The 24,692-nt window shown below is 71.9% G+C and carries 19 protein-coding genes and 1 riboswitch; of the genes, 14 read left to right on the plus strand and 5 right to left on the minus strand.

Translation table 11 applies throughout. The features are described 5' to 3' along the window. Positions 1-86: 86 nt before the first annotated feature. Genes B073_RS0111675 through B073_RS0111685 form a run of 3 tightly spaced genes read left to right on the plus strand, consistent with a single transcriptional unit; the run spans position 87 to position 2,455 of the window. Positions 87-575 carry a DUF1453 family protein gene (locus B073_RS0111675; protein WP_018538278.1) on the plus strand — a complete coding sequence of 163 codons (489 nt, stop codon included), beginning with the start codon at positions 87-89 and terminating at the stop codon, positions 573-575. Between the two features lie 30 nt (positions 576-605). Continuing rightward, a complete protein-coding gene (locus B073_RS0111680) occupies positions 606-1,772 on the plus strand; it encodes a sensor histidine kinase (protein ID WP_018538279.1) in 1,167 nt (388 codons plus the stop codon). Next, entirely contained in the window at positions 1,769-2,455 is a 687-nt protein-coding gene (locus tag B073_RS0111685; RefSeq protein WP_018538280.1) for a response regulator transcription factor, read from the plus strand. Before B073_RS0111680 ends, B073_RS0111685 begins: the two co-directional genes overlap by 4 nt. A 527-nt stretch (positions 2,456-2,982) precedes the next feature. Here the strand turns inward: B073_RS0111685 and B073_RS0111690 are convergent. Continuing rightward, a complete protein-coding gene (locus tag B073_RS0111690) occupies positions 2,983-3,993 on the minus strand; it encodes a sucrase ferredoxin (protein WP_018538281.1) in 1,011 nt (336 codons plus the stop codon). 484 nt (positions 3,994-4,477) lie between these two features. On the opposite strand from B073_RS0111690, the gene B073_RS0111695 reads away from it, so the two are divergent. Further along, positions 4,478-5,593: a CobW family GTP-binding protein gene (locus tag B073_RS0111695; protein WP_018538282.1), complete on the plus strand. Its 1,116-nt coding sequence runs from the start codon at positions 4,478-4,480 to the stop codon at positions 5,591-5,593. A 221-nt stretch (positions 5,594-5,814) separates the two neighbouring features. Here the strand turns inward: B073_RS0111695 and B073_RS0111700 are convergent, their stop codons facing one another. Next, on the minus strand, positions 5,815-8,259 hold the full coding sequence (locus B073_RS0111700; RefSeq protein WP_018538283.1) for a DNA gyrase/topoisomerase IV subunit A: 2,445 nt from the start codon (positions 8,257-8,259) through the stop codon (positions 5,815-5,817). A 314-nt stretch (positions 8,260-8,573) separates the two neighbouring features. Here B073_RS0111700 and B073_RS0111705 point away from each other — a divergent pair, with 314 nt between their 5' ends. The 4 genes from B073_RS0111705 to B073_RS0111720 all read left to right on the plus strand — a co-directional run bounded on the left by B073_RS0111705 (position 8,574) and on the right by B073_RS0111720 (position 13,508). Further along, complete coding sequence (locus B073_RS0111705) at positions 8,574-9,914, plus strand: M16 family metallopeptidase (RefSeq protein ID WP_018538284.1); 1,341 nt, start codon at positions 8,574-8,576, stop codon at positions 9,912-9,914. Between the two features lie 38 nt (positions 9,915-9,952). Next, positions 9,953-11,335, plus strand: a complete 1,383-nt coding sequence (locus B073_RS0111710; RefSeq protein WP_199788138.1) for a M16 family metallopeptidase — start codon at positions 9,953-9,955, stop codon at positions 11,333-11,335. Positions 11,336-11,633: 298 nt separating this feature from the next. Further along, positions 11,634-11,790, plus strand: a riboswitch (cyclic di-AMP (ydaO/yuaA leader). A 12-nt stretch (positions 11,791-11,802) separates the two neighbouring features. Further along, a complete protein-coding gene (locus tag B073_RS0111715) occupies positions 11,803-12,582 on the plus strand; it encodes a M23 family metallopeptidase (RefSeq protein ID WP_018538286.1) in 780 nt (259 codons plus the stop codon). A gap of 239 nt (positions 12,583-12,821) precedes the next feature. Next, positions 12,822-13,508: a GntR family transcriptional regulator gene (locus tag B073_RS0111720; RefSeq protein WP_026247282.1), complete on the plus strand. Its 687-nt coding sequence runs from the start codon at positions 12,822-12,824 to the stop codon at positions 13,506-13,508. Between the two features lie 508 nt (positions 13,509-14,016). Here B073_RS0111720 and B073_RS0111725 read toward each other — a convergent pair. Continuing rightward, complete coding sequence (locus tag B073_RS0111725) at positions 14,017-14,298, minus strand: HPr family phosphocarrier protein (RefSeq protein ID WP_026247283.1); 282 nt, start codon at positions 14,296-14,298, stop codon at positions 14,017-14,019. A 198-nt stretch (positions 14,299-14,496) separates the two neighbouring features. On the opposite strand from B073_RS0111725, the gene B073_RS0111730 reads away from it, so the two are divergent. The 4 genes from B073_RS0111730 to B073_RS0111745 all read left to right on the plus strand — a co-directional run bounded on the left by B073_RS0111730 (position 14,497) and on the right by B073_RS0111745 (position 19,948). Continuing rightward, positions 14,497-17,355, plus strand: coding sequence for a bifunctional GNAT family N-acetyltransferase/acetate--CoA ligase family protein (locus B073_RS0111730; protein WP_018538289.1), 2,859 nt, complete (start codon positions 14,497-14,499; stop codon positions 17,353-17,355). A 38-nt stretch (positions 17,356-17,393) separates the two neighbouring features. Then, the gene (locus B073_RS0111735; RefSeq protein WP_026247284.1) at positions 17,394-17,984 is read left to right on the plus strand and encodes a DUF5998 family protein; all 591 of its coding nucleotides are present in this window, start codon (positions 17,394-17,396) and stop codon (positions 17,982-17,984) included. Beyond that, on the plus strand, positions 17,984-19,174 hold the full coding sequence (locus B073_RS0111740; protein ID WP_018538291.1) for an alkaline phosphatase family protein: 1,191 nt from the start codon (positions 17,984-17,986) through the stop codon (positions 19,172-19,174). Before B073_RS0111735 ends, B073_RS0111740 begins: the two co-directional genes overlap by 1 nt. A gap of 96 nt (positions 19,175-19,270) precedes the next feature. Next, the gene (locus tag B073_RS0111745; protein WP_018538292.1) at positions 19,271-19,948 is read left to right on the plus strand and encodes a thymidine kinase; all 678 of its coding nucleotides are present in this window, start codon (positions 19,271-19,273) and stop codon (positions 19,946-19,948) included. 32 nt (positions 19,949-19,980) lie between these two features. On the opposite strand, the gene B073_RS0111750 is transcribed toward B073_RS0111745, so the two are convergent. After that, positions 19,981-20,754 (minus strand): VOC family protein, encoded by a 774-nt coding sequence (locus B073_RS0111750; RefSeq protein ID WP_018538293.1) that lies wholly within the window; start codon positions 20,752-20,754, stop codon positions 19,981-19,983. Between the two features lie 250 nt (positions 20,755-21,004). Between B073_RS0111750 and B073_RS0111755 the strand changes: the two genes are divergently transcribed. Next, entirely contained in the window at positions 21,005-21,844 is an 840-nt protein-coding gene (locus B073_RS0111755) for a sulfurtransferase (protein WP_018538294.1), read from the plus strand. A gap of 112 nt (positions 21,845-21,956) precedes the next feature. Here B073_RS0111755 and sepH read toward each other — a convergent pair whose 3' ends face one another. Continuing rightward, positions 21,957-23,003, minus strand: a complete 1,047-nt coding sequence (gene sepH / locus B073_RS0111760) for a septation protein SepH (RefSeq protein ID WP_078507987.1) — start codon at positions 23,001-23,003, stop codon at positions 21,957-21,959. A gap of 498 nt (positions 23,004-23,501) precedes the next feature. Here sepH and B073_RS0111765 point away from each other — a divergent pair, with 498 nt between their 5' ends. Next, positions 23,502-24,662 (plus strand): hypothetical protein, encoded by a 1,161-nt coding sequence (locus B073_RS0111765; RefSeq protein ID WP_018538296.1) that lies wholly within the window; start codon positions 23,502-23,504, stop codon positions 24,660-24,662. Positions 24,663-24,692: the final 30 nt, after the last annotated feature.

A 24,692-nucleotide genomic window follows, 5' to 3' on the forward strand; every position in this document is an offset into this window, starting at 1 on the left:
TGACCCACCCTGGCTCCGATACGGGCGATGGGGCTCTCTCCGTAGCGTCGGGGCATTGACATTCCCCTTCCACGGAGGCTCAGGCCATGACCGGCTTGCTCAACATCGCTGTGCTCGTCGCGGTAGTCGCGCTCGTCTTCGCGCGGCAGTTCACCGCGCAGCGCATCTCGTCGGAGGGTCGGAAGTGGTGGCTGATACCGGTCGTCCTGATCTTCATGGCGCTGCGGCAGCCCGGCCTCCTGGACCCCGCCCATCGCGCTGCCTCCGAGGTCCTGCTGGTCGCGACGATCCTGATCGGGCTGGCCAGCGGCGCGGCATGGGCGTGGACCACCCGTCTCTGGACGGACGAGCAGGGCGCGGTCTGGACGGAGGGAACCTGGGCGGCGGCCGGCGTGTGGCTCTGCGCCATGGCCCTGCGGCTGGGCCTCATGGGCATCGCTGCCGCCCTGGGTATCCACCAGAGCAGCCAGCCGACGCTGCTCTCCGTAGCGGCGATGCTGCTCACCCGTGCCGGTGTGACCGCCTGGCGGGCCCAGGCACTGCGGTCGACGTACCGTGTCCCTGTCGCGGGCTGAGGTCCTGCGCCACGCACCGAAAGGACCGACGTGCCGCCGAACGCCTTGACGAGTTGGCCGCTGCGGGAGTCGCTCTCCAAGGCGGGCCTCAGCGAGACTCGTCTGCTGATCGGCCGCGGCGTCCGCGTCGTGATGGTCGGCGGCCTGCTATGGGCCACCTTCGGGAGCGGGACCTTCAGCGGTTGGGGACTGGCCGCCGCGGGCGCCGTGCTGGTCGTCACCGTGCTGGCGTTCCGGGGTTTCTTCCGCATGACACTGGAGCGCCGGCTCTGGCCCTCCATCGGCCTGCTCGCCGTACTGGAGGCCGCTGCCTTCGGCTTCTTCCTGGTGGGCGCCCGTATACCGGCGATCGTCCTCTGGTGCGCCTGCGCCCTGACGGCGATGGAGCGACTGCCCCTGGGCGCAGCGGTCCCGTGCTCCGCCCTCGCACTCGGCGGCTTCGTCACGGTGAACAACGGCAGTTGGCTGACCACTGCCGTGACTGCCGGAGGTCTTGCCCTTGCCGGTTACGTCGTGCGCCTGGACGCCGAGGCGCGCGGCAACGCACAGCGGCTGCTGGCCCAGGAGCGCGCGGCCCGCAGTGCCGAAGCGGAAACCGCGGCGCTGGCCGAAAGGGGCCGTATCGCTCGTGAGATCCACGACGTCCTCGCACACAGCCTCAGCGCCCAACTGGTCCACCTAGAGGCGGTTCGCCAGCTGATCCAGCGCAGCAGCGATCTGGAGGCGGATCGCGAAAAGCTGCTGGAGCGGGTGGTGGCATGCCGGGGAATGGCGCGAGAAGGGCTTGACGGCACGCGTGAGGCTCTTTCCGCCCTGCGTGGGGAGATGGTCCCGGTCGACGACTTCCTGCGCCGTCTGACGGCTGCTGAGGGCGCCCAGCTCGACGTCGTGGGGGAGCAGCGCACGCTGTCCGCCGAGGCGGGACTCGCGGTCCGGAGGGTTGCCCAGGAGGCACTGACCAACGTACGCAAGCACGCTCCCGGCGCTCAGGTGCGCGTGCGACTCGAGTACACCGAGGACAACGTGACTCTGGAGGTGCGCGACTCCGGCGGTCGCGGCACGACGGGTGAGCTCGCGCAGAGCGGTTCCGGGTACGGTCTCCTCGGGATGCGGGAGCGCGCCGAACTCCTCGGCGGAACGCTGGAGTCCGGCCCCGACGAGGAGGGTTTTGTGGTGCGGTTGCGGGTGCCCGCATGACGGCGCGCACGACGACGCGTGTGGTCGTGGCCGATGATCAGACGGTGGTGCGCGAGGGAATCGTGATGCTGCTGGGCCTGCTGCCGGGCATCGAAGTGGTCGGTTCGGCGGCCGACGGCGACGAGGCCGTCCACCTGGTTGCCGAACTCGCCCCCAACGTCGTCCTGATGGACCTGCGGATGCCGCGCTGCGACGGTGTCGAGGCCACACGCCGCATCCGCGCGGACCACCCCGGCACACAAGTCGTGGTGCTCACCACGTATGCCGATGACGACTCGCTCTTTCCCGCCCTGCAGGCCGGCGCTCGCGGGTACCTCACCAAGGATGCCGACGGCGACGAAATCGTCCGCGCCATCGACGACGTGCTCTCGGGCGAGGCCGGGCTGTCCCCGAAGATCCAGCGACGCCTGCTGGAGCGCATCGCCGAGCCCGCAGCGAGCCGCCCTCAACCCCCCGATGAGCCTCCGGACGGGCTTACGGCGAGGGAGGTTGAGGTTCTACGTCTCGTCGCGGCAGGACAGAGCAATCCGGAGATCGCCCGGACGCTGCACGTCTCCACGGCGACGGTGAAGACCCACATCAACAATCTCTTCGCCAAGGCGGGACTACGGGACCGGGCCCAGGCGATCCACTACGCCTACCGCCATGGGCTCGCGGAGCCTCCTGGCGCATCGGCGCGGTAATCCGGCGGGGTCGGACGCTGCCCGCCAAGTCGGCAAAGGGCGCTGGGTGATTCCACGGAGCGCGTCGCCTCGGTCATGCTCCAGGCGAAGGCAACGCGTGAACGGGCGCGGGCATGGAGGTTATCCACAGCCCGCTCGGTGGCGGGTTGTGTCTGCGTAGCCTCGCAGGGTCAGGTCCAAGGCCGGTCGTACGCCCATGTTGCTTGGCGGCTGGAGCAGAACGTCGCGCTCGGGCGTGCGAAAGACCGGCCGTTGTGCGCGCCAGGACAGCGTGCGGAGGGGGAGCGGGCATGTGTGCTGTGGGAGGGGTTGCCGGGGCGTCGATTGCGGGTGCACGGAGCAACCGGAGTCGCGCCACCGTGCTGCGAGCTACGGGGGCGGTGTCGAGCCTAGGGTTCGCGGCGACGCTGGGGCTGCTGTTGGGGGTTGTGCTGGCTCGCGCCGTGGAGTCAGGCGCGGCACCGGTCGATGGGGCACGCAACTCCGATCGGAGTGGCAAAGCGGCCGAGCCGGATACGCCTCCGGTGTCAGGACGGCGGACCAGCGGGACAGAAGGGCCGTCGAGCGGCAGCGCCGTCCGTGAGCGCAGTGATGGAAGCGACCGCCATGCGCGACGGTGGACCGAGCGGCGCACCACAGCTGGCGGGCGACGGAGCACCATCGGCCCGCTGATCGACCACCACGCGCCACGCCCGCCCGTCGGCGTGTGCAACGGTGACGGTCCAACTGCGAGCGGCGTCAGCCGTCGGTCCGCCGGCAGGCGCCCGTCCGTGCCCATTCCCAGGTTCGGGCCGCATCGGGTCGGTCCCTACGACGTCGAGTGCGTCCGCGCCCCGCTCTCGGATCAGCTCCCGGACCGCCAGGTCGGCGGCCTGGGCCGGCCGGTCCCACGTGGAGCGGCCCCGGCACTGGTCGAGCGTGACGAGTCCATGGCCCGCCGCTTTCACGACATCCTCGACGAGCTGAGCCGAGGCACGTCCGTAGGCGTAGCCGTAGGGGAGGACGAAGAGCGTGGGGGAGAAGCGGTGACCGCCGATGTGCGTCACCTCCCAGGTCGCGGTACTCCTGTCGGCCAGCTGAGCGGCCAGCGGTCTGCCGAGGAGGGCGCAGCAGCGATCCCGTTTGCCGTTGGTGCACACAAGCACCACAGGGTCGCCGGTGTACGGCTCCCAGACACCGAGGTGGCTTCCGGCTCCCGCGGCGGCGAAATCCAGGTCGAGCGCGGCTCCCGGGTCGGTGACGGTGGTGGTGCGGATCCAGGAGTGTCCTGGAGCGGTGTGCGCAAGGAACAGGCGACGCCGGGGGGTGCCGTGCAGATCGGCGTGGCGTCCGGGCCGGCGGATGAGAGCGACGCGCACGCCGGTGCCGTCTGCCGCGGCCTCCAGGGCCCGGCCGATGTGCGGGTCGAGGTGGCTGTCCGCCAGTGCCTTGGCTCCCCAGGGCCCGGCTTGCTCGATCAACAGCCAGGTCCGGGCGGTGGCTGCCGTTCCGGCCAGAGGTTCGGCCGCTTCGAGGGAAGCGCTGGCGCATCTGTTCACGAAGGCGAGCCTAACCCGGAGCGTCATGTCCGGAATGCCGGGAGGGTGGCGAGGCACGCCACGACGAGTGGAGGTGGTCGGTCGTGCCTCCGGTACAGCGGAGTCGGGCGTGGAGGCCGATGGCTGCGGCGGCGTTCTGTGGTGAGGCCGAGGAGCAGGGGGCCGGGGGCGACCGCGCCCAACGTGGGCAGGCAGAAGCGGTGACGCCTGCGCGTGGCTATCGCGTGCCTCGGGAGTTGGGCGCGGGGTTTCCTGGCTTCCGTAGGTCCAGAGCTCCGGGGGCAGCCCCGGTGTGACCTTGGTGTGGTCCGTGGTGGGGTCGCTCGATGCGGTGTGGCTCCTATCGGAGGCTGTGGCGTGTTCGGGCTGGGCCACCGGGCAAGGCGAGAAGCGGGTCGGGGCATGGCACGGGTCCGTTACGATCGACAGCTCGTCCGCCGCTGGGCCGCGCGGCCCGCCACCCGCACCATGGAGGCGTTCTCTCTTGGCCACCCAACAGATCCCGGTCGTCGTGCTCGCAGGCTTCCTGGGGTCGGGCAAGACCACCCTCCTCAACCACCTGCTGCGCGCCGGCGACGGCACTCGCATCGGCGCGATCGTCAATGACTTCGGCAGTATCGAGATCGACGCGATGACCGTCGCCGGGCAGGTCGACTCGATGGTCTCGCTCGGCAACGGGTGCCTGTGCTGCGCCGTCGACACGAGCGAACTGGACACCTATCTGGAGCGGCTGGCCCGCCCTGTGGCCCGTATCGATGTGATCGTCATCGAGGCCAGTGGGCTGGCCGAGCCGCAGGAACTCATCCGGATGATCCTCGCGAGCGAGAACGACCGGATCGTCTACGGCGGGTTGATCGAGGTCGTCGACGCAGCAGAGTTCGAGGACACCCGTGCCCGGCATCCGGAATTGGACCGGCACGTGGGGATCGCCGACCTCGTGGTGCTCAACAAGGCCGACCGCATCGGGGACGAGGCGCGCCAGGGCCTCATCGGCAGGCTTGCGGACCTTGCCCCCGGCCGACCGGTGATCTGCACGGCATACGGGCAGATCGATCCGGAGATGTTCTTCGACCGTGGGCCGGGGGAGGACCGTGATGCGGCGGTCCGCCAGCTGTCGTTCGAAGACCTGTTGCGGGAGGCTTCCGCCAACGGAGCACCAGGACGGGGATTCGGCGACGGTGATGGCGACCACGACCACCAGGGTTGTCACAACTGCGATCACGGACACGCCGGGCACCTCCACGCCGCTTACGAGAGCGTCGAGTTCACCTCCGTCGAGCCGATGCATCCGCGCCGCCTGATGGAGTTCCTGGACAGCCGACCCGGCGGGCTCTACCGCATCAAGGGCTTCGTCCACTTCGACGTGCCGGAGAGCCGCCAGAAGTTCACGCTGCACGCGGTCGGCAACTTCCTGCGTTTCTACCCCGAGCCCTGGCAGAAGGGGGAGGAACGCTGCACACAGCTGGTGATGATCGGTAGCGGCATCGATGCTGCGGCGCTGCGCAAGGAGCTGGAGAACTGCCGGCAGACCACCCCGGCGGAGGCGGATGAGAACAGCATGTGGGGCGTGCTGCGCTACGTGCCGTCGCGGGAAGACTGAGGGGCGTCGGGGCGGCAGCAGCGTGCCGAGTGCCCACCACAAGGTGAACCACGTACCCGGACGGCGGCCCCGGGCACAGGAATCGATCACGTAGGCGCGACGGCCGCAGGCCGGCGCCCCCCCCGAGCCCCAAGCCGCTTCCCGGCGCACACGACAGACGCCGCCGGGGCGGTTGTTCACCACCCCGGCGGCGCCGTGTGCTGTCTGTCTGGCTGTCGTGCTTAAGCGGGGCCGGCCAGTGCGGTCACCGGCTTGGCCAGTGCCACTCCAGAGCCGTCCCGGCGCGGGTCGGGATCCGGCAGCGGGACCGGTGCGCCCTTGGCGTCAGCAGCCCGCACCGGCGCCGGGCCGGCCCAGGCCATCGTCAGGCAGTCCTCGCCCTTCAGGAACCGCTGACAGCGCACACCACCGGTGGCCCGGCCCTTGCGCGGGTACTGGTCGAACGGGGTGAGCTTGGCCGTCGCCACCGAGTCGTCCAGCGTGCCGTGCGAACCGGCGACCGTGAACACCGCGGCGTCCGCGGCCGGATCGACCGCCGCGAAGGCGATCACCTTCGCGCCCTGGCCCAGCTTGATGCCCGCCATACCGCCCGCCGGCCGTCCCTGCGGCCGTACCTGCGACGCCGGATACCGCAGCAGCTGTGCCTCGTCGGTGATGAAGACCAGGTCCTCCTCGCCCGTACGCAGCTCCGCTGCGCCCACGATGCGGTCGCCCTCCTTGAGGGTGATGACCTCCAACTCGTCCTTGTTGGACGGATAGTCGGGCACCACCCGCTTGACGACGCCCTGCTCCGTGCCGAGCGCGAGCCCCGGCGAGGACTCGTCCAGCGTCGTCAGGCAGACCAGTTGCTCGCCGTCCTCGAGACTCAGGAACTCCGAGATCTGCGCACCACCGGCGACACTGGGCGTCGCGGAGTCCGGAAGCTGCGGCAGGTCGATCACCGTCAGCCGCAGCAGCCGCCCGAGGGACGTCACCGCGCCCACCTCGCCGCGCGCCGTCGCCGGCACCGCCGAGACGATCACGTCGTGCTTGGCGCGCTTGGCGTCGGCGTCGAACGACGTCTCCGCCGTGGTCGTGCGCGCCAGCAGGCCCGTGGACGACAGCAGCACCCGGCACGGGTCGTCGGAGACCTCCAGCGGCACCGCGGCGACCGAGGTGCCCGCGGACTCCAGCAGGACCGTGCGCCGCGGCGTGCCGTACTTCTTCGCGACCGAGGCCAGCTCGCCGGAGACCAGCTTGCGCAGTTCGGCGTCCGACTCCAGGATCCGGGTCAGCTCCGCGATCTCGGACTCCAGCCGGTCGCGCTCCGCCTCCAGCTCGATCCGGTCGAACTTGGTCAGCCGGCGCAGCGGAGTGTCCAGGATGTACTGCGTCTGCACGTCGCTCAGCGAGAACCGGGCCATCAGGCGCTCCCTGGCCTGGGCGCTGTTCTCGCTGGACCGGATCAGGCGGATGACCTCGTCGATGTCCACCAGGGCCGTCAGCAGGCCCTCGACCAGGTGGAGCCGGTCGCGCCGCTTGGTGCGGCGGAACTCGCTGCGCCGGCGCACCACGTCGAAGCGGTGGTCGACGTAGACCTCCAGCAGCTCCTTGAGGCCGAGCGTCAGCGGCTGGCCGTCCACCAGGGCGACGTTGTTGATGCCGAAGGACTCTTCCATCGGCGTGAGCTTGTAGAGCTGCTCCAGCACGGCCTCCGGATTGAAGCCGTTCTTCACCTCGATCACCAGGCGCAGGCCGTGCTCGCGGTCGGTGAGGTCCTTCACGTCCGCGATGCCCTGGAGCTTCTTGGCCCCCACCAGGTCCTTGATCTTGGAGATGACCTTCTCCGGGCCGACCGTGAAGGGGAGTTCGGTGACGACCAGGCCCTTGCGGCGGGCGGTGACGTTCTCCACCGAGACCGTGGCGCGGATCTTGAATGTGCCGCGACCCTTCTCGTAGGCGTCCCGCACACCGTTCAGGCCCACGATCCGGCCGCCCGTCGGCAGGTCCGGACCCGGTACGAACCGCATCAGGGAGTCGAGATCGGCGTTCGGGTGCTTGATCAGGTGGCGGGCCGCGGCGATCACCTCGCCGAGGTTGTGCGGCGGCATGTTCGTCGCCATACCGACGGCGATGCCGGACGACCCGTTGACGAGGAGGTTCGGATACGCGGCGGGGAGGGTGACCGGTTCCTGCTCCTGGCCGTCGTAGTTCGGCGTGAAGTCGACGGTGTCCTCGTCGATGGACTCCGTCATCAGGGACGTCGCCGACGCCATCCGGCACTCGGTGTACCGCATCGCGGCGGGCGGGTCGTCGTTGCCCAGGGAGCCGAAGTTGCCGTGGCCGTCCACCAGGGGCAGTCGCATCGAGAACGGCTGCGCCATGCGCACCAGGGCGTCGTAGATCGACGCGTCGCCGTGCGGGTGGAGCTTACCCATCACCTCGCCGACGACCCGGGCGCACTTCACATAGCCGCGGTCGGGCCGCAGGCTCATCTCGTTCATCTGGTAGAGGATGCGGCGGTGCACGGGCTTGAGACCGTCGCGGGCGTCCGGCAGGGCGCGAGAGTAGATGACCGAATACGCGTACTCGAGGAAGGAACCCTGCATCTCGTCGACGACGTCGATGTCGAGGATCCTCTCCTCGAAGTCGTCCGGCGGCGGGGTCTTCGTGCTGCGGCGGGCCATCGCGGCTGCGGCTCCTTCTGCTGCGTCTACTGCCGATGTGTGATCACTGCTGTTGGGTCAACGCTTCGGGTCAACGCCGGGGACCGACGTTGACCGCCCGGCCGGCGGACCGACCGGCGAGTCCGATGAGTCTGACGCGGACCATTGTGGACCGCCCCACTGACAACGCTCACCACGACTCCCCCCTTCGCACCCCGCCGCGGGCCACGGCGCATGTTCGGGGCCCTTCCTCACGGGAACTTCGCCAGATGCCGACGCGGTTGCATACAGTGACAGAACTTCCTCGCAAGCGGATCGAAGGGACGTACATGCCCATGGGTCACACGGCCACAGAACAAGCCGGCTCCGGCGGCCTGACAGCGACCGAGCACCGGCTGGCCAACGGCCTGCGCGTGGTGCTCTCCGAGGACCATCTGACGCCGGTGGCGGCCGTCTGCCTGTGGTACGACGTCGGCTCGCGCCACGAGGTCAAGGGCCGTACGGGCCTGGCTCACCTCTTCGAGCACCTGATGTTCCAGGGGTCCGCGCAGGTGAAGGGCAATGGCCACTTCGAGCTCGTCCAGGGCGCCGGTGGCTCGCTCAACGGGACCACCAGTTTCGAGCGCACCAACTACTTCGAGACCATGCCCGCCCACGAGCTGGAGCTCGCCCTCTGGCTGGAGGCGGACCGGATGGGCTCGCTGCTGGTCGCGCTCGACGAGGAGTCCCTGGAGAACCAGCGCGACGTCGTCAAGAACGAGCGCCGTCAGCGCTACGACAACGTCCCCTACGGCACGGCCTTCGAGAAGCTGACGGCCATGGCCTACCCCGAGGGGCACCCGTACCACCACACGCCCATCGGGTCGATGGCCGACCTCGACGCTGCCTCCCTGGAGGACGCGCGGGCCTTCTTCCGCACGTACTACGCGCCCAACAACGCGGTCCTGTCCATCGTGGGCGACATCGACCCCGAGCAGACGCTGGCCTGGGTGGAGAAGTACTTCGGCTCGATCCCGTCGCACGACGGCAAGCAGCCGCCGCGCGACGGCAGCCTGCCGGAGACCATCGGCGACCAGCTCCGCACCGTCGTCAAGGAGGACGTCCCCTCCCGGGCCCTGATGGCCGCCTACCGCCTCCCGCAGGACGGCTCCCGCGAGGCCGACGCCGCCGATCTCGCGCTCACCATCCTGGGCGGCGGCGAGTCCTCGCGCCTGTACAACCGCCTGGTGCGCCGCGACCGGAGCGCGGTCGCCGCCGGCTTCGGCCTGCTGCGGCTGGCCGGCGCGCCCTCGCTGGGCTGGCTGGACGTGAAGACGTCCGGCGGCACGGAGGTGCCCGCCATCGAGGCCGCCGTCGACGAGGAGTTGGCCCGTTTTGCCGAAGAGGGCCCGACCCCCGAGGAGATGGAGCGGGCCCAGGCCCAGCTGGAGCGCGAATGGCTGGACCGGCTCGCCACGGTCAGCGGCCGCGCCGACGAACTGTGCCGCTTCGCCGTCCTGTTCGGCGATCCGCAGCTCGCGCTGACCGCCGTCCAGCGCGTCCTGGAGATCAGCCCGCTGGAGGTGCAGGCGGTCGCCAAGGCCCGGCTGCGCCCCGACAACCGCGCCGTGCTCGTCTACGAGCCCACCGCGCAGACCGACGCCGCCGGCACCGAGGAAGAGGAGGCGGCCAAGTGACCGACGCCACCACCCCCGCAGACGCCCCCGTGAGCACCATGGACTTCCACCCGCAGCCTCGGGGCGGCGCCCCCAAGCCGTGGGCCTTTCCCGCGCCCGAGCGCAGCCGGCTGGCCAACGGCCTGACCCTGCTGACCAGCCACCGCCCCGGCCAGCAGGTCGTCGCCGTGGAGGTCAACCTCGTCGCGCCCCTGGAGGCCGAGCCCGAGGGCCTCGACGGCGTTGCCACGATCATGGCCCGCGCCCTGTCCGAGGGCACCGACAAGCACACCGCCGAGGAGTTCGCCGCCGAGCTGGAGCGTTGCGGCGCCACCCTGGACGCGCACGCCGACCACCCCGGTGTACGGGTCTCCCTGGAGGTCCCGGCCTCCCGGTTGCCGCGCGCCCTCGGCCTGCTCGCCGACGCGCTGCGCGCCCCCGCCTTCCCGGACAGCGAGATCGAACGGCTGGTCCGCAACCGCCTCGACGAGATCCCGCACGAGCTGGCGAACCCGGCCCGGCGTGCCGCGATGGCGCTCTCCAAGGAGCTGTTTCCGGCCACCTCCCGGATGTCGCGGCCCCGTCAGGGCACCGAGGAGACCGTGGCACGGATCGACGCGGGCGCCGTCCGCGCCTTCTACGACGCGCACGTCCGGCCGGCCACCGGCACCGCCGTCATCGTCGGCGACTTCACCGGCGTCGACCTGGACGCTGCGCTGGCCGACACCCTCGGCGCCTGGACGGGCTCCACGGCCGAGCCGCAGAAGCCCTCGCCGGTGGTCGCCGACGACACCGGCCGCGTGGTGATCGTCGACCGTCCCGGTGCCGTCCAGACGCAACTGCTCATCGGGCGGATCGGTGCCGACCGGCACGACCAGGTATGGCCCGCCCAGGTGCTCGGCACGTACTGCCTGGGCGGCACCCTCACGTCCCGTCTGGACCGGGTGCTGCGCGAGGAGAAGGGTTACACCTACGGGGTGCGCTCCTTCGGGCAGGTACTGCGCTCCACCGCCCCGTCCTCCCCGGAGGGGGCCACCGGAGCCGCTCTGCTGGCCATCAGCGGGTCGGTGGACACCGCGTCCACCGGGCCGGCCCTCCAGGACCTGTGGACGGTGCTGCGCACCCTCGCGGCAGAGGGGCTGACGGACGCCGAGCGCGATGTCGCGGTGCAGAACCTCGTCGGTGTCGCGCCGCTGAAGTACGAGACCGCCGCCGCGGTCGCCGGCACGCTGGCCGACCAGGTGGAGCAGCAGCTTCCCGACGACTATCAGGCGCAGTTGTACGTCCGGCTCGCGGAGACCGGCACGGTCGAGGCGACCGCCGCGGTCGTCAACGCCTTCCCGGTGGACCGGCTGGTGACGGTCCTGGTGGGTGACGCGGCCCAGATCGCCGAGCCGGTCAAGGCGTTGGGCATCGGCGAGGTGACGGTCGTCAGCGGCTGACCCTCGGTGTGACGGGCCCTCACCCGACGGCTCGTCATCTGTCGACAAAGCGGCTCCCGTGGCAGGCACTTGCCACGGGAGCCGCTTCGCGTGTGCGCCATGTCCTCCGTGCCCGCGGAGGGAACGACCCGTGGGAACCGTGCTGCGCGGACGGACGAAGATGCCCGGCCGGTTGTGCCGGTTGCCCGTTTCGCGTGTGGCGTGGCGCACAAAATTCCGGTTCTGTTTGCCGATCGAAAGTTGTCCCGATTAGCGTCGGTCCGGCTGTTCGTCACAAGTCCGCCACACCCGTGGCACCGGACAGTCATCGCCGAGTCCCCGTATGGCGCGAGCCAGGGGAGCCGGGGACCCACACGTCCCTTGGGGTGAATCGGGCGCCTCCCCGGAGGAGCCCGTAGGAGACCTTCCTGCTCCGAACCCGTCAGCTAACCCGGTAGGCGAGAAGGAAGGAAAGGACCAGCCCGTACATGGCGTTCACCCGTGCCACCGGGAAGCACCGCCGCGCGAGCCGCACCGCTCGCACCACCCGCAACCTCGCCGGCATAGCCACCCTCGCCGCCTCCGGTGTCGTCGCCTCCGTGGCGTCGCCCGCGCTGGCCGCCACGGACGAGCCCTCTCCCCACGACACCGGCCTCCAGCAGGCCGTCGTGATGGCCGACGAACTCGCCGTCCGGATCGAGGCCCAGGCAGACGCGCAGCAGGCCGCCGCCGAGGCCGCAGTGGCCAGGGCGAAGGCCGAAGCGGAGGCCGTCCGGCGGGCCGAGGTGGCGAAGAAGAAGGCCGACGAGGAGCGCGCGGCCAAGGTGCGCGCCGCCCGCGAGGCCGAGCGCGAGCGCCTCAACACCTTCGTCGCCCCCGTGAGCGGCTCCTACGTCTCCACGGCGTACAAGGCGTCCAGCGGCCTGTGGTCCTCGGGCAGCCACACCGGCATCGACTTCCACGCCGCCTACGGCACTCCCGTCCACGCGGTCGGTTCGGGCACCGTCGTCGAGGCCGGCTGGGGCGGCGCGTACGGCAACAACGTCGTGATCAAGATGAACGACGGTACGTACACCCAATACGGTCACCTTTCGTCGATCGGGGTGACGGTCGGCCAGGCGGTCACCCCGGGGCAGCAGATCGCCCTCTCCGGCAACACCGGCAACACCACGGGCCCGCACCTCCACTTCGAGGCGCGGACCGGCCCGGACTACGGCTCGGACGTCGACCCGGTCGCCTACCTCCGCGCGCACGGCGTCACCGTCTGACCCACCTGGACCTCCGCCGCAACACCGTCCCCCTGGAGCCCCGGCCCGCCACCCCGGCAGGCCGGGGCTCCACCGTCTCCCCGGAAAGGCCGCCGCAGGGCTCACCGGATGCCGTGCATCGGCCGAAAAGCTCCGGTCAATTCGCGAGATCCCGAGGGAGAATTCCCCATGGTCGAATAGGGTCAGGGAATGCCGCCAAAGGGGCGGCGCTCCCGGGGATTACGGCGGAGGCACGGACGATGCGAGGCCATATTTCTGCGCATGCGGTGTGCACGGCGATTCGCGACGATATCGTCTCCGGCGCGCTGGCGCCGGGCAGCCGGCTGATCGAGGACATTCTCGCCGCGCGGTACGGCGTATCCAGGGTCCCCGTGCGGGAAGCGCTGCGCACACTGCAGTCCGAGGGCTTCGTCACCACCCGCCATCACGCCGGCGCCTGCGTCGCCGAACTCACCGAACAGGAGGCCGCCGACCTCCTCGACCTCCGCACCCTCGTGGAGCCGCTGGGCGCCGCCCGCGCGGCCGCCCGCCGCACCTCCGCTCATCTCAAGGTGCTGCGCGGCCTGGTACGGCTCGGCCGCGAGCGGTCCCGGCACGGCCACCCTGCCGACCTGTGCCAACTGGACGGCTGGTTCCACGAAACGCTCGCCCAGGCGGCCGGCAGCCCCAGCCTCACTGCGCTTCTCACCCAGCTGCGGCGCAAGATCGAGTGGATGTACGTCATGGAGCCACCGTCCCGAGTCACCGCATCGTGGGACGAGCACGGTGCCGTACTTGACGCGGTGGCCCGGGGCGATGCGGAACGGGCGCGTGCCCTCATGACAGCGCACATCGAACGGTCGCTTCCCGTGTACCGGCTGCGCCGCGCGGCTCCCGCTGTGAGGGACCCGAAACGCCCCGTCAACACGGCACGCGCCCGGGCTTAACAATGGCCCCGTATACAAAGAGGCGGGAAAGGGAATTGCCTGTGTGAGTGAGGGCGGCGGGAAGGTGAGAGGGTGAAGGTGGAGCGCTCGTATTCGATGCTTCGGTGCTCGATAATCTGCGCCCGTTCCTCGTCCCCGGTTTCCGTGGTCTCGCCGTGAAGAAATGTGCAGCGGCGCGGATTCCGGCCGCCGATGCCGGGATTTCATGCGCTTCGCTACGCCGGAAACCGCCGCTTCGCTACGAGAAAAACAGCCGTGCGTCCTTTCCGGGCTCGTGTCTAATGTCCCGGTGGCCTCTTCTCCTTCTCCCCGCGAGCTGCCGGACGTCAGTGAGACGCCGGCCGACGACTCCGCTGCCGGGCACGACACCGAGGACGCCCCGGAGGGGCACAGTCCCTGTGACGCCGCCCCAGCGAAACGGCCCCGCCGCGGGACCCGGTTTTCCCGGTCACCGCGGCGGGGCCGCGTCAGCAGAGGTGGGGGAGAGGGCACCCGGCCCCGGCGCTCCTCAGACGGTCTCGGGGAGCTCCTCAAGACCCTCCGCGACCAGCTTCGCCAGACGGTCGAGCGCGGCCTCGGCGCCCTCTGCGTCGGAGGCCAGCACGATCTCCTCGCCACCCTGGGCGCCCAGGCCCAGGACCGCGAGCATGGAGGCGGCGTTGACAGGGTTGCCGTCCGCCTTGGAGATCGTCATCGGGACACCGGAGGCGGTGGCCGCTCGGACGAAGATCGACGCGGGGCGGGCGTGCAGGCCCTCGGCCCAACCGACATTGACGCGGCGCTCAGCCATGGTGTTGCCCTTCAAAGTCGTGACTGTTGTCTAGACCATTCTGGCATGCGGCCCGGAGTGGTCCCGAAGCCCTTCGTTCCGGAGTCCCGGCCGGGCCGTCCGGACCTCCTTCCCGGCCCTCGGCCCCGAGGCGAGGCCCGGGAAATCGAGCGTACGCACGCCGAGCCCGTTGTCGGTGCCCCGCCGTACTCTGTCCGCATGCAGCCGCCGCCGGATCACGCGTACCCCACCCACTGGGAAGCCGACGTGGTCCTGCGCGACGGCGGCACGGCACGCATCCGGCCCATCACGCCCGACGACGCCGAGCGGCTGGTCTCCTTCTACGAGCAGGTCTCGGACGAGTCGAAGTACTACCGCTTCTTCGCCCCGTATCCCCGGCTGTCCGACCGCGACGTCCACCGGTTCACCCACCACGACTACGTCGACCGGGTCGGCCTGGCCGCCACGGTGGGCGGCGAGTTCATCGCCACCGTCCGCTACGACCGCATCGACGACCGCGGACTGCCCGCCAAGAGCCGCGAGCACGACCAGGCCGAAGTCGCCTTCCTCGTCCAGGACGCCCACCAGGGCCGCGGTGTCGCCTCCGCCCTCCTGGAGCACATCGCCGCCGTCGCCCGTGAACGGGGCATCCGCCGGTTCGCCGCCGAGGTACTGCCCGCCAACACCAAGATGATCAAGGTGTTCACGGACGCCGGCTACACCCAGAAGCGCACCTTCGAGGACGGCGTCGTCCGTCTGGAGTTCGACCTCGAACCAACCGAGCAGTCCATGGCCGTGATGCGTGGCCGCGAGCAGCGCGCCGAGGCCCGCTCCGTCCAGCGGCTGCTCGCCCCCGGCGCGGTCGCCGTCATCGGCACCGGCCGCGCCCCCGGCGGCCTCGGCCGCACCGCGCTGCGCAACGTCCTCGACGCCGGCTTCACCGGCCGCGTGCACGCCGTCAACCACGCCTTCCCCGAGGACCTGCGCCGCCTGGAGCCCGAGGGCGTCCCCGCCGTCCGTTCGCTGCGCGAGATTCCCGAGCCCGTCGACCTGGCGGTCATCGCCGTCCCCGCCGCCGGCGTCCCCGACGTCGTCCGCGACTGCGGCGAACACGGCGTCCCGGGGGTGCTGGTCCTCTCCTCCGGGTACGCCGAGTCCGGTCCCGAGGGCCGCCAGCGGCAGCGCGCCCTGCTCCGCCAGGTCCGCTCCTACGGCATGCGCCTCATCGGCCCCAACGCCTTCGGCCTGCTCAACACCGCCCCCGAGGTCCGGCTGAACGCCTCGCTCGCCCCCCGGATGCCGGGCGCCGGCCGGATCGGCCTGTTCACCCAGTCCGGAGCGATCGGCATCGCCCTGCTCAGCGGACTGCACGAGCGCGGCCCCGGCGACGGCGGCATCGCCGGCATCTCCACCTTCGTCTCGGCCGGCAACCGCGCCGACGTCTCCGGGAACGACCTCCTCCAGTTCTGGTACGACGACCCGTACACCGACGTCGCCATCCTCTACCTGGAGTCCATCGGCAACCCCCGGAAGTTCGCCCGGCTCGCCCGCCGCACCGCCGCCGTCAAGCCCGTGGTCGTCGCCAAAGGGGCCCGGCACCACGGCGCCGCCCCCATGGGCCACGCCGTGCCCACCGTCCGCGTCCCCGACAGCACCGTCGCGGCCCTGATGCGCCAGGCCGGCGTGATCCGCGTCGACACCGTCACCGAGCTGATCGACGCGGGGCTCCTGCTGGCCTCCCAGCCGCTGCCGGCCGGCCCGCGCGTCGCCATCCTGGGCAACTCCGAATCGCTGGCCCTGCTGGCCTACGACACCTGCCTCACCGAGGGGCTGCGCCCGCAGCGCCCGTACGTCCTGCCCTCCGACGCGGCCCCGGAGGACTTCCGCGCCGCCCTGGCCGAGGCGCTCGCCGGCGACGGCTGGGACGCCGTCGTCGTCACCGCCATCCCGTGGGTGGGGGAGGAGGGCACCGCCACCCCGGGCGGGAGCGAGGGCATCGCCCTGGCCGACGCCCTGCGCGCCGCGGTGGTTGCCAACCCGGGCAAACCGGTCACCGTCGTCCACCTCGCCATGGACGACCTGGCCGAGACGCTCGCCGCCCCGCCCGAGCCCCACACGCCGCACGCACCCCAGGAGCCGGCCGCCCCGGAGGCCCGCCCGGCCGCCGCCCCCGAGGCCCCGCCCGGCCCCCGCCCCGCCCTCATCCCCGCCTACCCCGCCGCCGAGCGCGCCGTCCGCGCCCTCGCCGAGGCCGTCCGCTACGCCGCCTGGCGCCGCACGGCCGCCGAACCAGGCCGGGTGCCCGAATACGACGACATCCAGGAGGCGGCCGCCGGCACCGACATCGAGCGACTGCTCGACCGGCTCACCCGGGACGTCGCCCCCGGCCGCTCCGTCGCGCTGCCGCCCGCCGACGCCGAGGCGCTGCTCGCCCGCTACGGCATCCCCATCCGCCCCGCCCTCCCGGCCCCCGACCCGGACGCCGCCGTCCGCGCCGCCGCCCGGCTCGGCTACCCGGTCGCCCTCAAGGCCACCGCCCCCCACCTGCGGCACCGCGCTGACCTCGGCGGCGTCCGCCTCGACATCGCCGGCGAGGCCGAACTCCGCCGCACCTACACTGAATTGACCGACTTCCTCGGCTCCCCGGAGGAGCTGCGGCCGGTCGTCCAGGCGATGGTGCCGCGCGGCGTCGACACCGTCGTCCGCGCCGCCATCGACCCCTCCGCCGGCGCGGTCCTCTCCTTCGGGCTGGCCGGCGCGCCCTCCCAGCTGCTCGGCGACATGGCTCACCGTCTGATTCCGGCCACCGACCGCGAGGTCACCGAGCAGATCCGGTCGATCCGCAGCGCCCCGCTCCTCTTCGGCTGGCGCGGCTCCCAGCCCGTGGACACCGCCGCTCTGGAGGAGCTTCTGCTGCGGGTCTCCCGGCTGGTCGACGACCACCCCGAGGTGGTCGCCGTGGATCTCGAACCGGTCGTCGTCGCCCCGCGCGGCCTGGCCGTCCTCGGTGCCTCCGTCCGGCTGGCCAGACCGCCCGCCACCACCGACCTCGGCCCCCGCCGGCTGCCCGTCTACTGAGGCTCTCGCGCCCCGGTACGCCCCGTAAGATGGACCCCATGGCTAAGACCGGTACGACGACCCAGGGGCTGCGCGCGGCGATCGAGCGCAGTGGCTATTACCCGACGCTCGTGGCCGAGGCGGTGCAGGCCGCGGTCGGCGGCGAGCCGGTGGTGTCGTACCTCGTCCACCAGGAGACGACCTTCGACGCCAACGAGGTCCGCCGCCACGTCACGGTCCTGGTCCTCACCGGCACCCGCTTCATCGTCAGCCACACCGACGAGCAGGCCGCCGACGCCACCTCCCCGTCCCCGTACGCCACCACCTCCACGGAGTCCGTCAAGCTCGGCCGGATCTCGTCCGTGGTGCTCAGCCGCGTCGTCGCCAACCCCGAGTCCTACACCGCCGGCCAGCTGCCCCGCGAGGTCGTCCTCACGATCGGCTGGGGCGCCGTCGCGCGTCTCGACCTGGAGCCCGCCAGCTGCGGCGACCCCAACTGCGACGCCGACCACGGCTACACCGGTTCGTCCACCGCCGACGACCTCTCCCTCCGGGTCAGCGAGGCCGGCGACGGCCCGGACTCGGTGCGCGAGACCCTCGCCTTCGCCCAGGCGCTCTCCGAGGCCACCGCGGCCACCAGCACCCGCTGATGGCCCACACCGCACCCGTCTGGCCGGAACCGGAACCGCTCGACCCGCTGACCGCCCCGGTGCCCCGCTACGGCACCGGCTCGCTCGCCGACCTGCTGCCCGCCATCACCGCCGGCCAGGGCATGCCCGGCGTCACCACCGGCATGGAGCTGGCCCCCGCCGACCGCGCCTGCGTCTTCCTGATCGACGGCCTCGGCTGGGAGCTGCTGCGCGCCCACCCGGGGGAGGCGCCGTTCCTCACCTCCCTCCTGGACACCTCGTTCAACGGCAGCGGCCTGCCGCTCACCGCCGGCTTCCCCGCCACCACGGCCACCTCCCTCGCCTCGGTCGGCACCGGCCTGCCGCCGGGCGCCCACGGCCTGCCCGGCTACACCTGCCAGGACCCGGCCACCGGCGCGCTGATGAACCAGCTGCGCTGGCGCCCCTGGACCGATCCGCACACCTGGCAGCCCTACCCGACGGTCTTCCGGCTCGCCGACGCCGCCGGCATCCACACCTGCCAGGTCTCCGCGCCGGACTTCGCCCAGACCCCGCTCACCCGGATCGCGCTCAGCGGCGGCACCTTCCACGGCCGGCTCTCCGGCGAGGAGCGGATGGACCTCGCCGCCGAACAACTCGCCGCCGGCGACCGCTCGCTCGTCTACACCTACTACTCCGAGGTCGACGGCAAGGGCCACCGCTACGGCGTCGACTCCGACGCCTGGCGCGGTCAACTCCTCTACGTGGACCGGCTCGCCCAGCGGCTCGCCGAGCAACTCCCGCCGCGCAGCGCCCTGTACATCACCGCCGACCACGGGATGATCGACATCCCCTTCGACCCCGACTCCCGGATCGACTTCGACGAGGACTGGGAACTGCGCGCCGGCGTACGCCTGTTGGGCGGCGAGGGCCGGGCCCGGCACGTGTACGCCCACCCGGGCGCGGCCGCCGACGTGCTCGCCGTGTGGCGCGAGGTGGTCGGCGACCAGATGTGGGTCGCCGGCCGCGAGGAGGCCATCGCCGCGGGCTGGTTCGGACCGCACGTCGACGACCGCGTCCGCGCCCGGATCGGCGATGTGGTCGCCGCCGCCCACGCCGACATGGCAATCATCGCGAGCGAGCGGGAGCCCGGGGAGTCGCAGATGGTCGGCCTGCACGGTTCCATGACCCCGGTGGAGCAGCTGGTGCCGCTCCTCGAGGTCCGCACCTGACCCGCGCCACACCTGTACCGCGCCCCCTCCGCACGCCCCGTACTGCCCGACCCGCACGGTCCCTCCCGTACGAGCCCGAAAGGCCCGCCACCCCCCATGCCCGAGCTGGTGTTCTTCTCCGGAACGATGGACTGCGGAAAGTCGACACTGGCGCTGCAGATCGAGCACAACCGCTCGGCCCGCGGCCTGCAGGGCCTGATCTACAGCCGCAACGACCGGGCCGGCCGCGGCAAGCTCTCCTCCCGCCTGGGCCTGGTCACCGAGGCCGTCGAGGCGGTGGACGACATGGACTTCTACGTCCATGTCGTCGACCGCCTCAGTTCCGGCGGCCGGGTCGACTACGTCATCGTCGACGAGGCGCAGTTCCTCGGCCCCGGCCAGATAGACCAGCTCGCCCGGGTCGTCGACGACCTCGGGCTGGACGTCTTCGCGTTCGGCATCACCACCGACTTCCGCACCAAGCTCTTTCCCGGCTCCCAACGGCTGGTCGAACTCGCCGACCGCATCGAGGTGCTGAAGGTGGAGGCGCTGTGCTGGTGCGGTGCCCGCGCCACTCACAACGCCCGTACGGTCGACGGCCGGATGGTCGTCGAGGGTGCGCAGGTCGTCGTCGGCGATGTGCGCGGCGACGCCTCCGGCGAGGGGCCGGACCGGCCGGCGGAGGTCGGCTACGAGGTGCTGTGCCGGCGCCACCACCGCCGCCGGCAGACCGCGGCGACCGCCCACGCGGCCGCGCTCTCCCCGGACGTCCTGCCGGTCGACGCGCCGCGCTGACCGCGCCCGTCCGCCATGGCGCGTGGCACGCCTCAGCGCCGCTGGATGAGGGTGAAGAGCGCGCCGTCGTCGTCGGCGACCGTCGCCAGCCGGCCGCGCGCCGAGTCCCGCGCCGGCCGCAGTACATGGCCGCCCAGTTCGACGACCCGGCGGGCGGCGGCGTCGGTGTCGGAGACGGCGAAGTACGTCATCCAGTGCGGCCCGCGGTCGCGCGGCAGCGCGTTGCCGACGCCGTGGATGCCGGCGACCGGCTTGCCCTTGATGTGCAGCGTCAGGTAGTCGAAGTCGGCGGAGACCACGGCCTCGGACTCGAAGCCGAAGACGTGCTCGTAGAACGGGGCGACGGAGTTCGTCTCCTGGGTGACCAGTTCGTTCCACACCGGGGTGCCCGGCTCGCCGCTGACCGCGGTGCCCGGCATCGTCCTGCCCTGCCAGACGCCGAAGATGGCGCCCTGCGGGTCGGAGGCGATCGCCATCCGGCCGGCGTCGTCGGCGTCCAGCGGGCCCACGCCCACGGTGCCGCCGCACGAGCGGATCTGCTCGGCGGTCACATCCGCGTCGTCGCTGGCCAGATAGGTGGTCCAGGCGACCGGGAGGTGCCGGTCGGCCGCCAGTTCACCGACCCCGGCCACCTCCAGGCCGTCGAGGAAGGCGCGGGCGTACGGACCGAAATGCTGCGGGCCCGGGCGGAACTCCCAGCCGAAGAGCGCGCCGTAGAACTCCTGCGTCGCGGGCAGGTTGTGCGCCAGGAGGCTCACCCAGCAGGGCGCACCGGGCATCCGCCGGGCTGCTGCCTCGGTCGTCATCGTCACACTCTCCTCGGAGCATCGGGGTGCTGGCCATGTGCGGTACGGGCGCGGGTCCCGAGCAGATGCTCGCACCCTGTCACCGGGTGCGCGTCCCGGCCGCGCCGTCCACGGCGCGTTCGCGAAGGAGAATGCCCGTTTTGACGTTTCTCTTCTGTTTCGGCGAGGTGACGACGCCGTACAACTCCGTCATACGGAGGGTGGGCAGCCGCCTTCCGTACGTAGTCATCGCTACGCAAGGATGAGTCCCATGAATGCCATCATCACCGCTACCGAACTCGCGAGCGAGTTGGCCGGCCCCGACGCCCCGCTGCTGCTGGACGTGCGCTACCAGCTCGGCGGCCCGCCCGGTCGCCCCGCATACGAGGCCGGCCACCTGCCCGGCGCGGTCTATGTCGACCTCGAAGCCGAACTGGCCGGCCCGCCCGGCGCGGCGGGTCGGCACCCGCTCCCCGACCTCGCCGTCTTCACCGCCGCAATGCGAGCCGCCGGCGTCAGTGCCGGCCGCCCGGTGGTCGCCTACGACGGTGGCCAGGGTTGGGCCGCCGCCCGCGCGTGGTGGATGCTGCGCTGGGCGGGTCACCCGGACGTGCGGGTCCTCGACGGCGGGCTTGCCGCATGGCAGGCATCCGGCGGCGCCATGAGTGTCGACAAAGTGACTCCTCCGGCCGGTGACTTCACCCCTGTGCCCGGCGCGATGCCGCTGCTCACCGCCGACGACGCGGCCGCCCTGGCCCGACGCGGCGTCCTCCTGGACGCGCGGGCGGGCGAGCGCTACCGGGGCGAGACCGAACCCATCGACCCGGTGGCCGGTCATATCCCCGGCGCGGTGTCCGCCCCCACGACCGAGAACGTCGCCGACGGCAGCACGGTCTTCCGTCCCGCCGCCGAACTGGCCAAGCGGTTCACGGCCCTGGGCGCCACCGCCGACACCGAGGTCGGTGTCTACTGCGGGTCCGGCGTCTCCGCCGCCCAGCAGGTCCTCGCCCTCGCCGTCGCCGGGGTCCCCGCGGCGCTGTACGTCGGTTCCTGGAGCGAATGGTGCGCCGACCCCTCCCGGCCCGTCGCCACCGGCTCGCAGCCCGGCTGAGCGGCCGCTGACGCCCACGACGGGCCCATGCAACGGCTCCGCCCGCCCCCTGCGCACAGGGAGCGAGCGGAGCCGTCACGAACAACAGGGCCGGAAGACCGGCCGTCCCGGGCTATTCCGGCTTCTTCCTCCGGGTGCCGAAGACGATCTCGTCCCAACTGGGAACCGCGGCCCGCCGTCCGGGGCGCACCCCGTCCGCCTCGGCCTGCCGGTCCGTCGTCCCGGTCAGCCGGTCGCGGTGGCCGGCGACCGCCCGCGGCATCAGCACATCGGCGTACGCGGAACCCGCGCCCGCACTCGCCGCCGGGGCCGGCGGCTCCTCGACCTCGGTCTGCTCGACCTCGTCCTTCTGTGGCGCCTTGGCACTGTCCGGCACGACCATGTCGCCCCGGAAGCTGGGCACGGCCTCCAGCAGGCTCGTCAGCGAGTCGCGCTCCCGTTCACCGGTGGCCTCCTCGCTCCGTCCGTCCCGCTCCCGGTCCTCGCCGGGCCGCTCGGGGGTCTGACGGTCCAGGGTGCGGTCCAGAGGCCGGTCGCGCGGCAGCCGGGCGATCCGGGGCACGAACGGGAAGCTCGGCTCGGGGGTGTCGTCGGCTTCGCCGATCAGCGCCCGGGCCTCGTCGTCCACCGCCTGCACCAGCCGGCGCGGTGGGTCGTACGTCCAGGTCGCCGATCGCGGCTCACCCGCGACGCGGTAGACGAGCAGCACCTCCCAGGTGCCGTCGTCCCGGCGCCAGGAGTCCCACTGGGCGCTGTCCTTGTCGGCACCGCGCAGCAGCAGCCGCTCGGCGACCGCCTCGCCCAGCTGCGGACCGGTGTTCTCGCCGGGGCGGCGTACGGGGGTCTTGCGGGCCCGCTCGGCCATGAACGCCCGCTCGGCGAGCACCGGTCCCTCGAAGCGGCGCACCCGGTCCACGGGAATGCCGGCGAGTTGGGCGACCTCCTCGGCGGAGGCGCCGGCTCGTATCCGCGCCTGGATGTCCCGGGGGCGCAGATGGCTCTCGACCTCGATCTCGATCTGGCCCAGCCGCGCTCTGTCGTTGCGGATGGCGGCGCGCAGCCGCTCGTCGATCGGAAGCGTGTACTCGGTGCTGTCCGCAGCCTTGAGCACCAGCCGTGTGCCGTCGTTGGAGACGGCCACGACACGCAGTTCGGGCATGGGGACCTCCCGGGTGGTGCCTGCCGACGTCACGTGCGTCGCTGCTTCCGCTAGTCGAGTGTGGCCTGCCCGGGTGCAGCCTGCCACAACATTGCCGAGTTGCCCGGCGTGTCGGGACTTGGCCCAGCAGCGCCGTTATGACACGGTTACCAGTTCGCAACGCTCAGTGACCATGCCGCTTGCCCTGTCACCGACCACCCGTGCCGAGCGACGGCGCCCCAGGGAGGGTGTCACCGATTCAGTGCCCCTCCCGCGGGTCCGGGCAGCCGGACGGGAACCGGGGCCAGGGGTCGCCACAGTACTCCATTCGGGCCACCGAAGTGGACCGCCGCGCCGCGGAAGTTCTTGCCGAACGGTCCGGGCAAGTCACCTTGTCGACCTCTCTACCTGCGACAAGGGTGGCGAGGTTCACAGATTCCACAGATTCGGAACTATTGAACCCGCCATTTGGTCACTTCTCCATGCAAGATGGACTGAAGGGGCGATCAAAGGTAGGAGATGGACGAAAAAACCGAAGCCGACACGAAAGAGAAGGAGAGGCGGATCGACCTGAGCATCGCCCAGGTCTCCGGCAGTGCGCTCGCCGCGGCGGTCGCGGCGTACCTCGCGGGTCAGCTCGGTGTGTACGGAACCATCATCGGCGCAGGTGTCGTCAGCGTCGTCGCCACGACCGGCGGCTCGATATTCCAGCACCTGTTCCGGCGCACCGGAGAGCAGATCAAGGAAGCGGCGGTCACCACCAGACCCAAGCCGCGCCGCTTCTCCACCACCCGATCCCCATCCACCCTCCGATCCCAGCCCACCCCCCGATCCGAGGCCACCACCGGCACCCCCGGGCCCGCCGGCCCCACGATGGTGCTGCCCACCTTCGACAAGAAGGGCACCGAGGACCCGGTCACCTCCGTAGCGGCCCGCGACCCCGGACCCGCCACCGCCCGCACCCAGCTGATCCCGCGCGCCCAGCAGCAGCCGTCCGGCCCCGACCCGGAGGCGACGCAGCTGATGGCGCGGCCCGCCGAGCGGACCATGGCGCTCGGCCGGGTGTCCCGGAGGGGCGACGACGCGACCACCGTCCTCCCGCAGGCCGGCGCGCCCGGTGCGGCCCTCCCCGGCACCGAGGAGGCCAGCGCGACCTACGGCACCCGGCTGCGCGGCTGGAAGCGGCCCGCGCTCGGCGCACTCGCCGTCTTCGTGCTCGCCATGGGCGCGGTCACCGCCACCGAGCTGATCACCGATGAGACACCGAGCGGCGCCAAGGGCACCACCTTCAGCAATCTCATCAGCGGCAACGTCTCCCCGCACCGGCCCAGCACCCCGCGGACCCCGGACCCCGGCCACTCCACCGGCCACGGCACCGGCCGCGACGGCGGCACCCCGTCGCCCGGCCCCAGCCACTCCGGCGGCAGCGGCACCGACGGCTCCGAGAGCGGTACCGGCCGCGGCGGGCAGAGTCCGACGCCGACGCCGAGCGACGGCGGCACCAACTCCCCGAGCCCCGGCCCGTCCTCGTCCCCCGACGCGTCGCCGAACCCCTCCGCCGGGACCGACGGCGGTAAGGGCGACGGCTCCGGCGCGACCGGCGGCGGTGCCAGCCCAGGCCATCAGCAGAGCGAGCAGAAGCCGGGCGGCGGCCAGTCCCCCGACCCCAACACACCCTGAAACGCCTGACGAAGGATCGCCCCCCAACGG

The sequence above is a fragment of the Streptomyces sp. MspMP-M5 genome (assembly GCF_000373585.1).
In the GTDB taxonomy this organism is placed as follows: domain Bacteria; phylum Actinomycetota; class Actinomycetes; order Streptomycetales; family Streptomycetaceae; genus Streptomyces.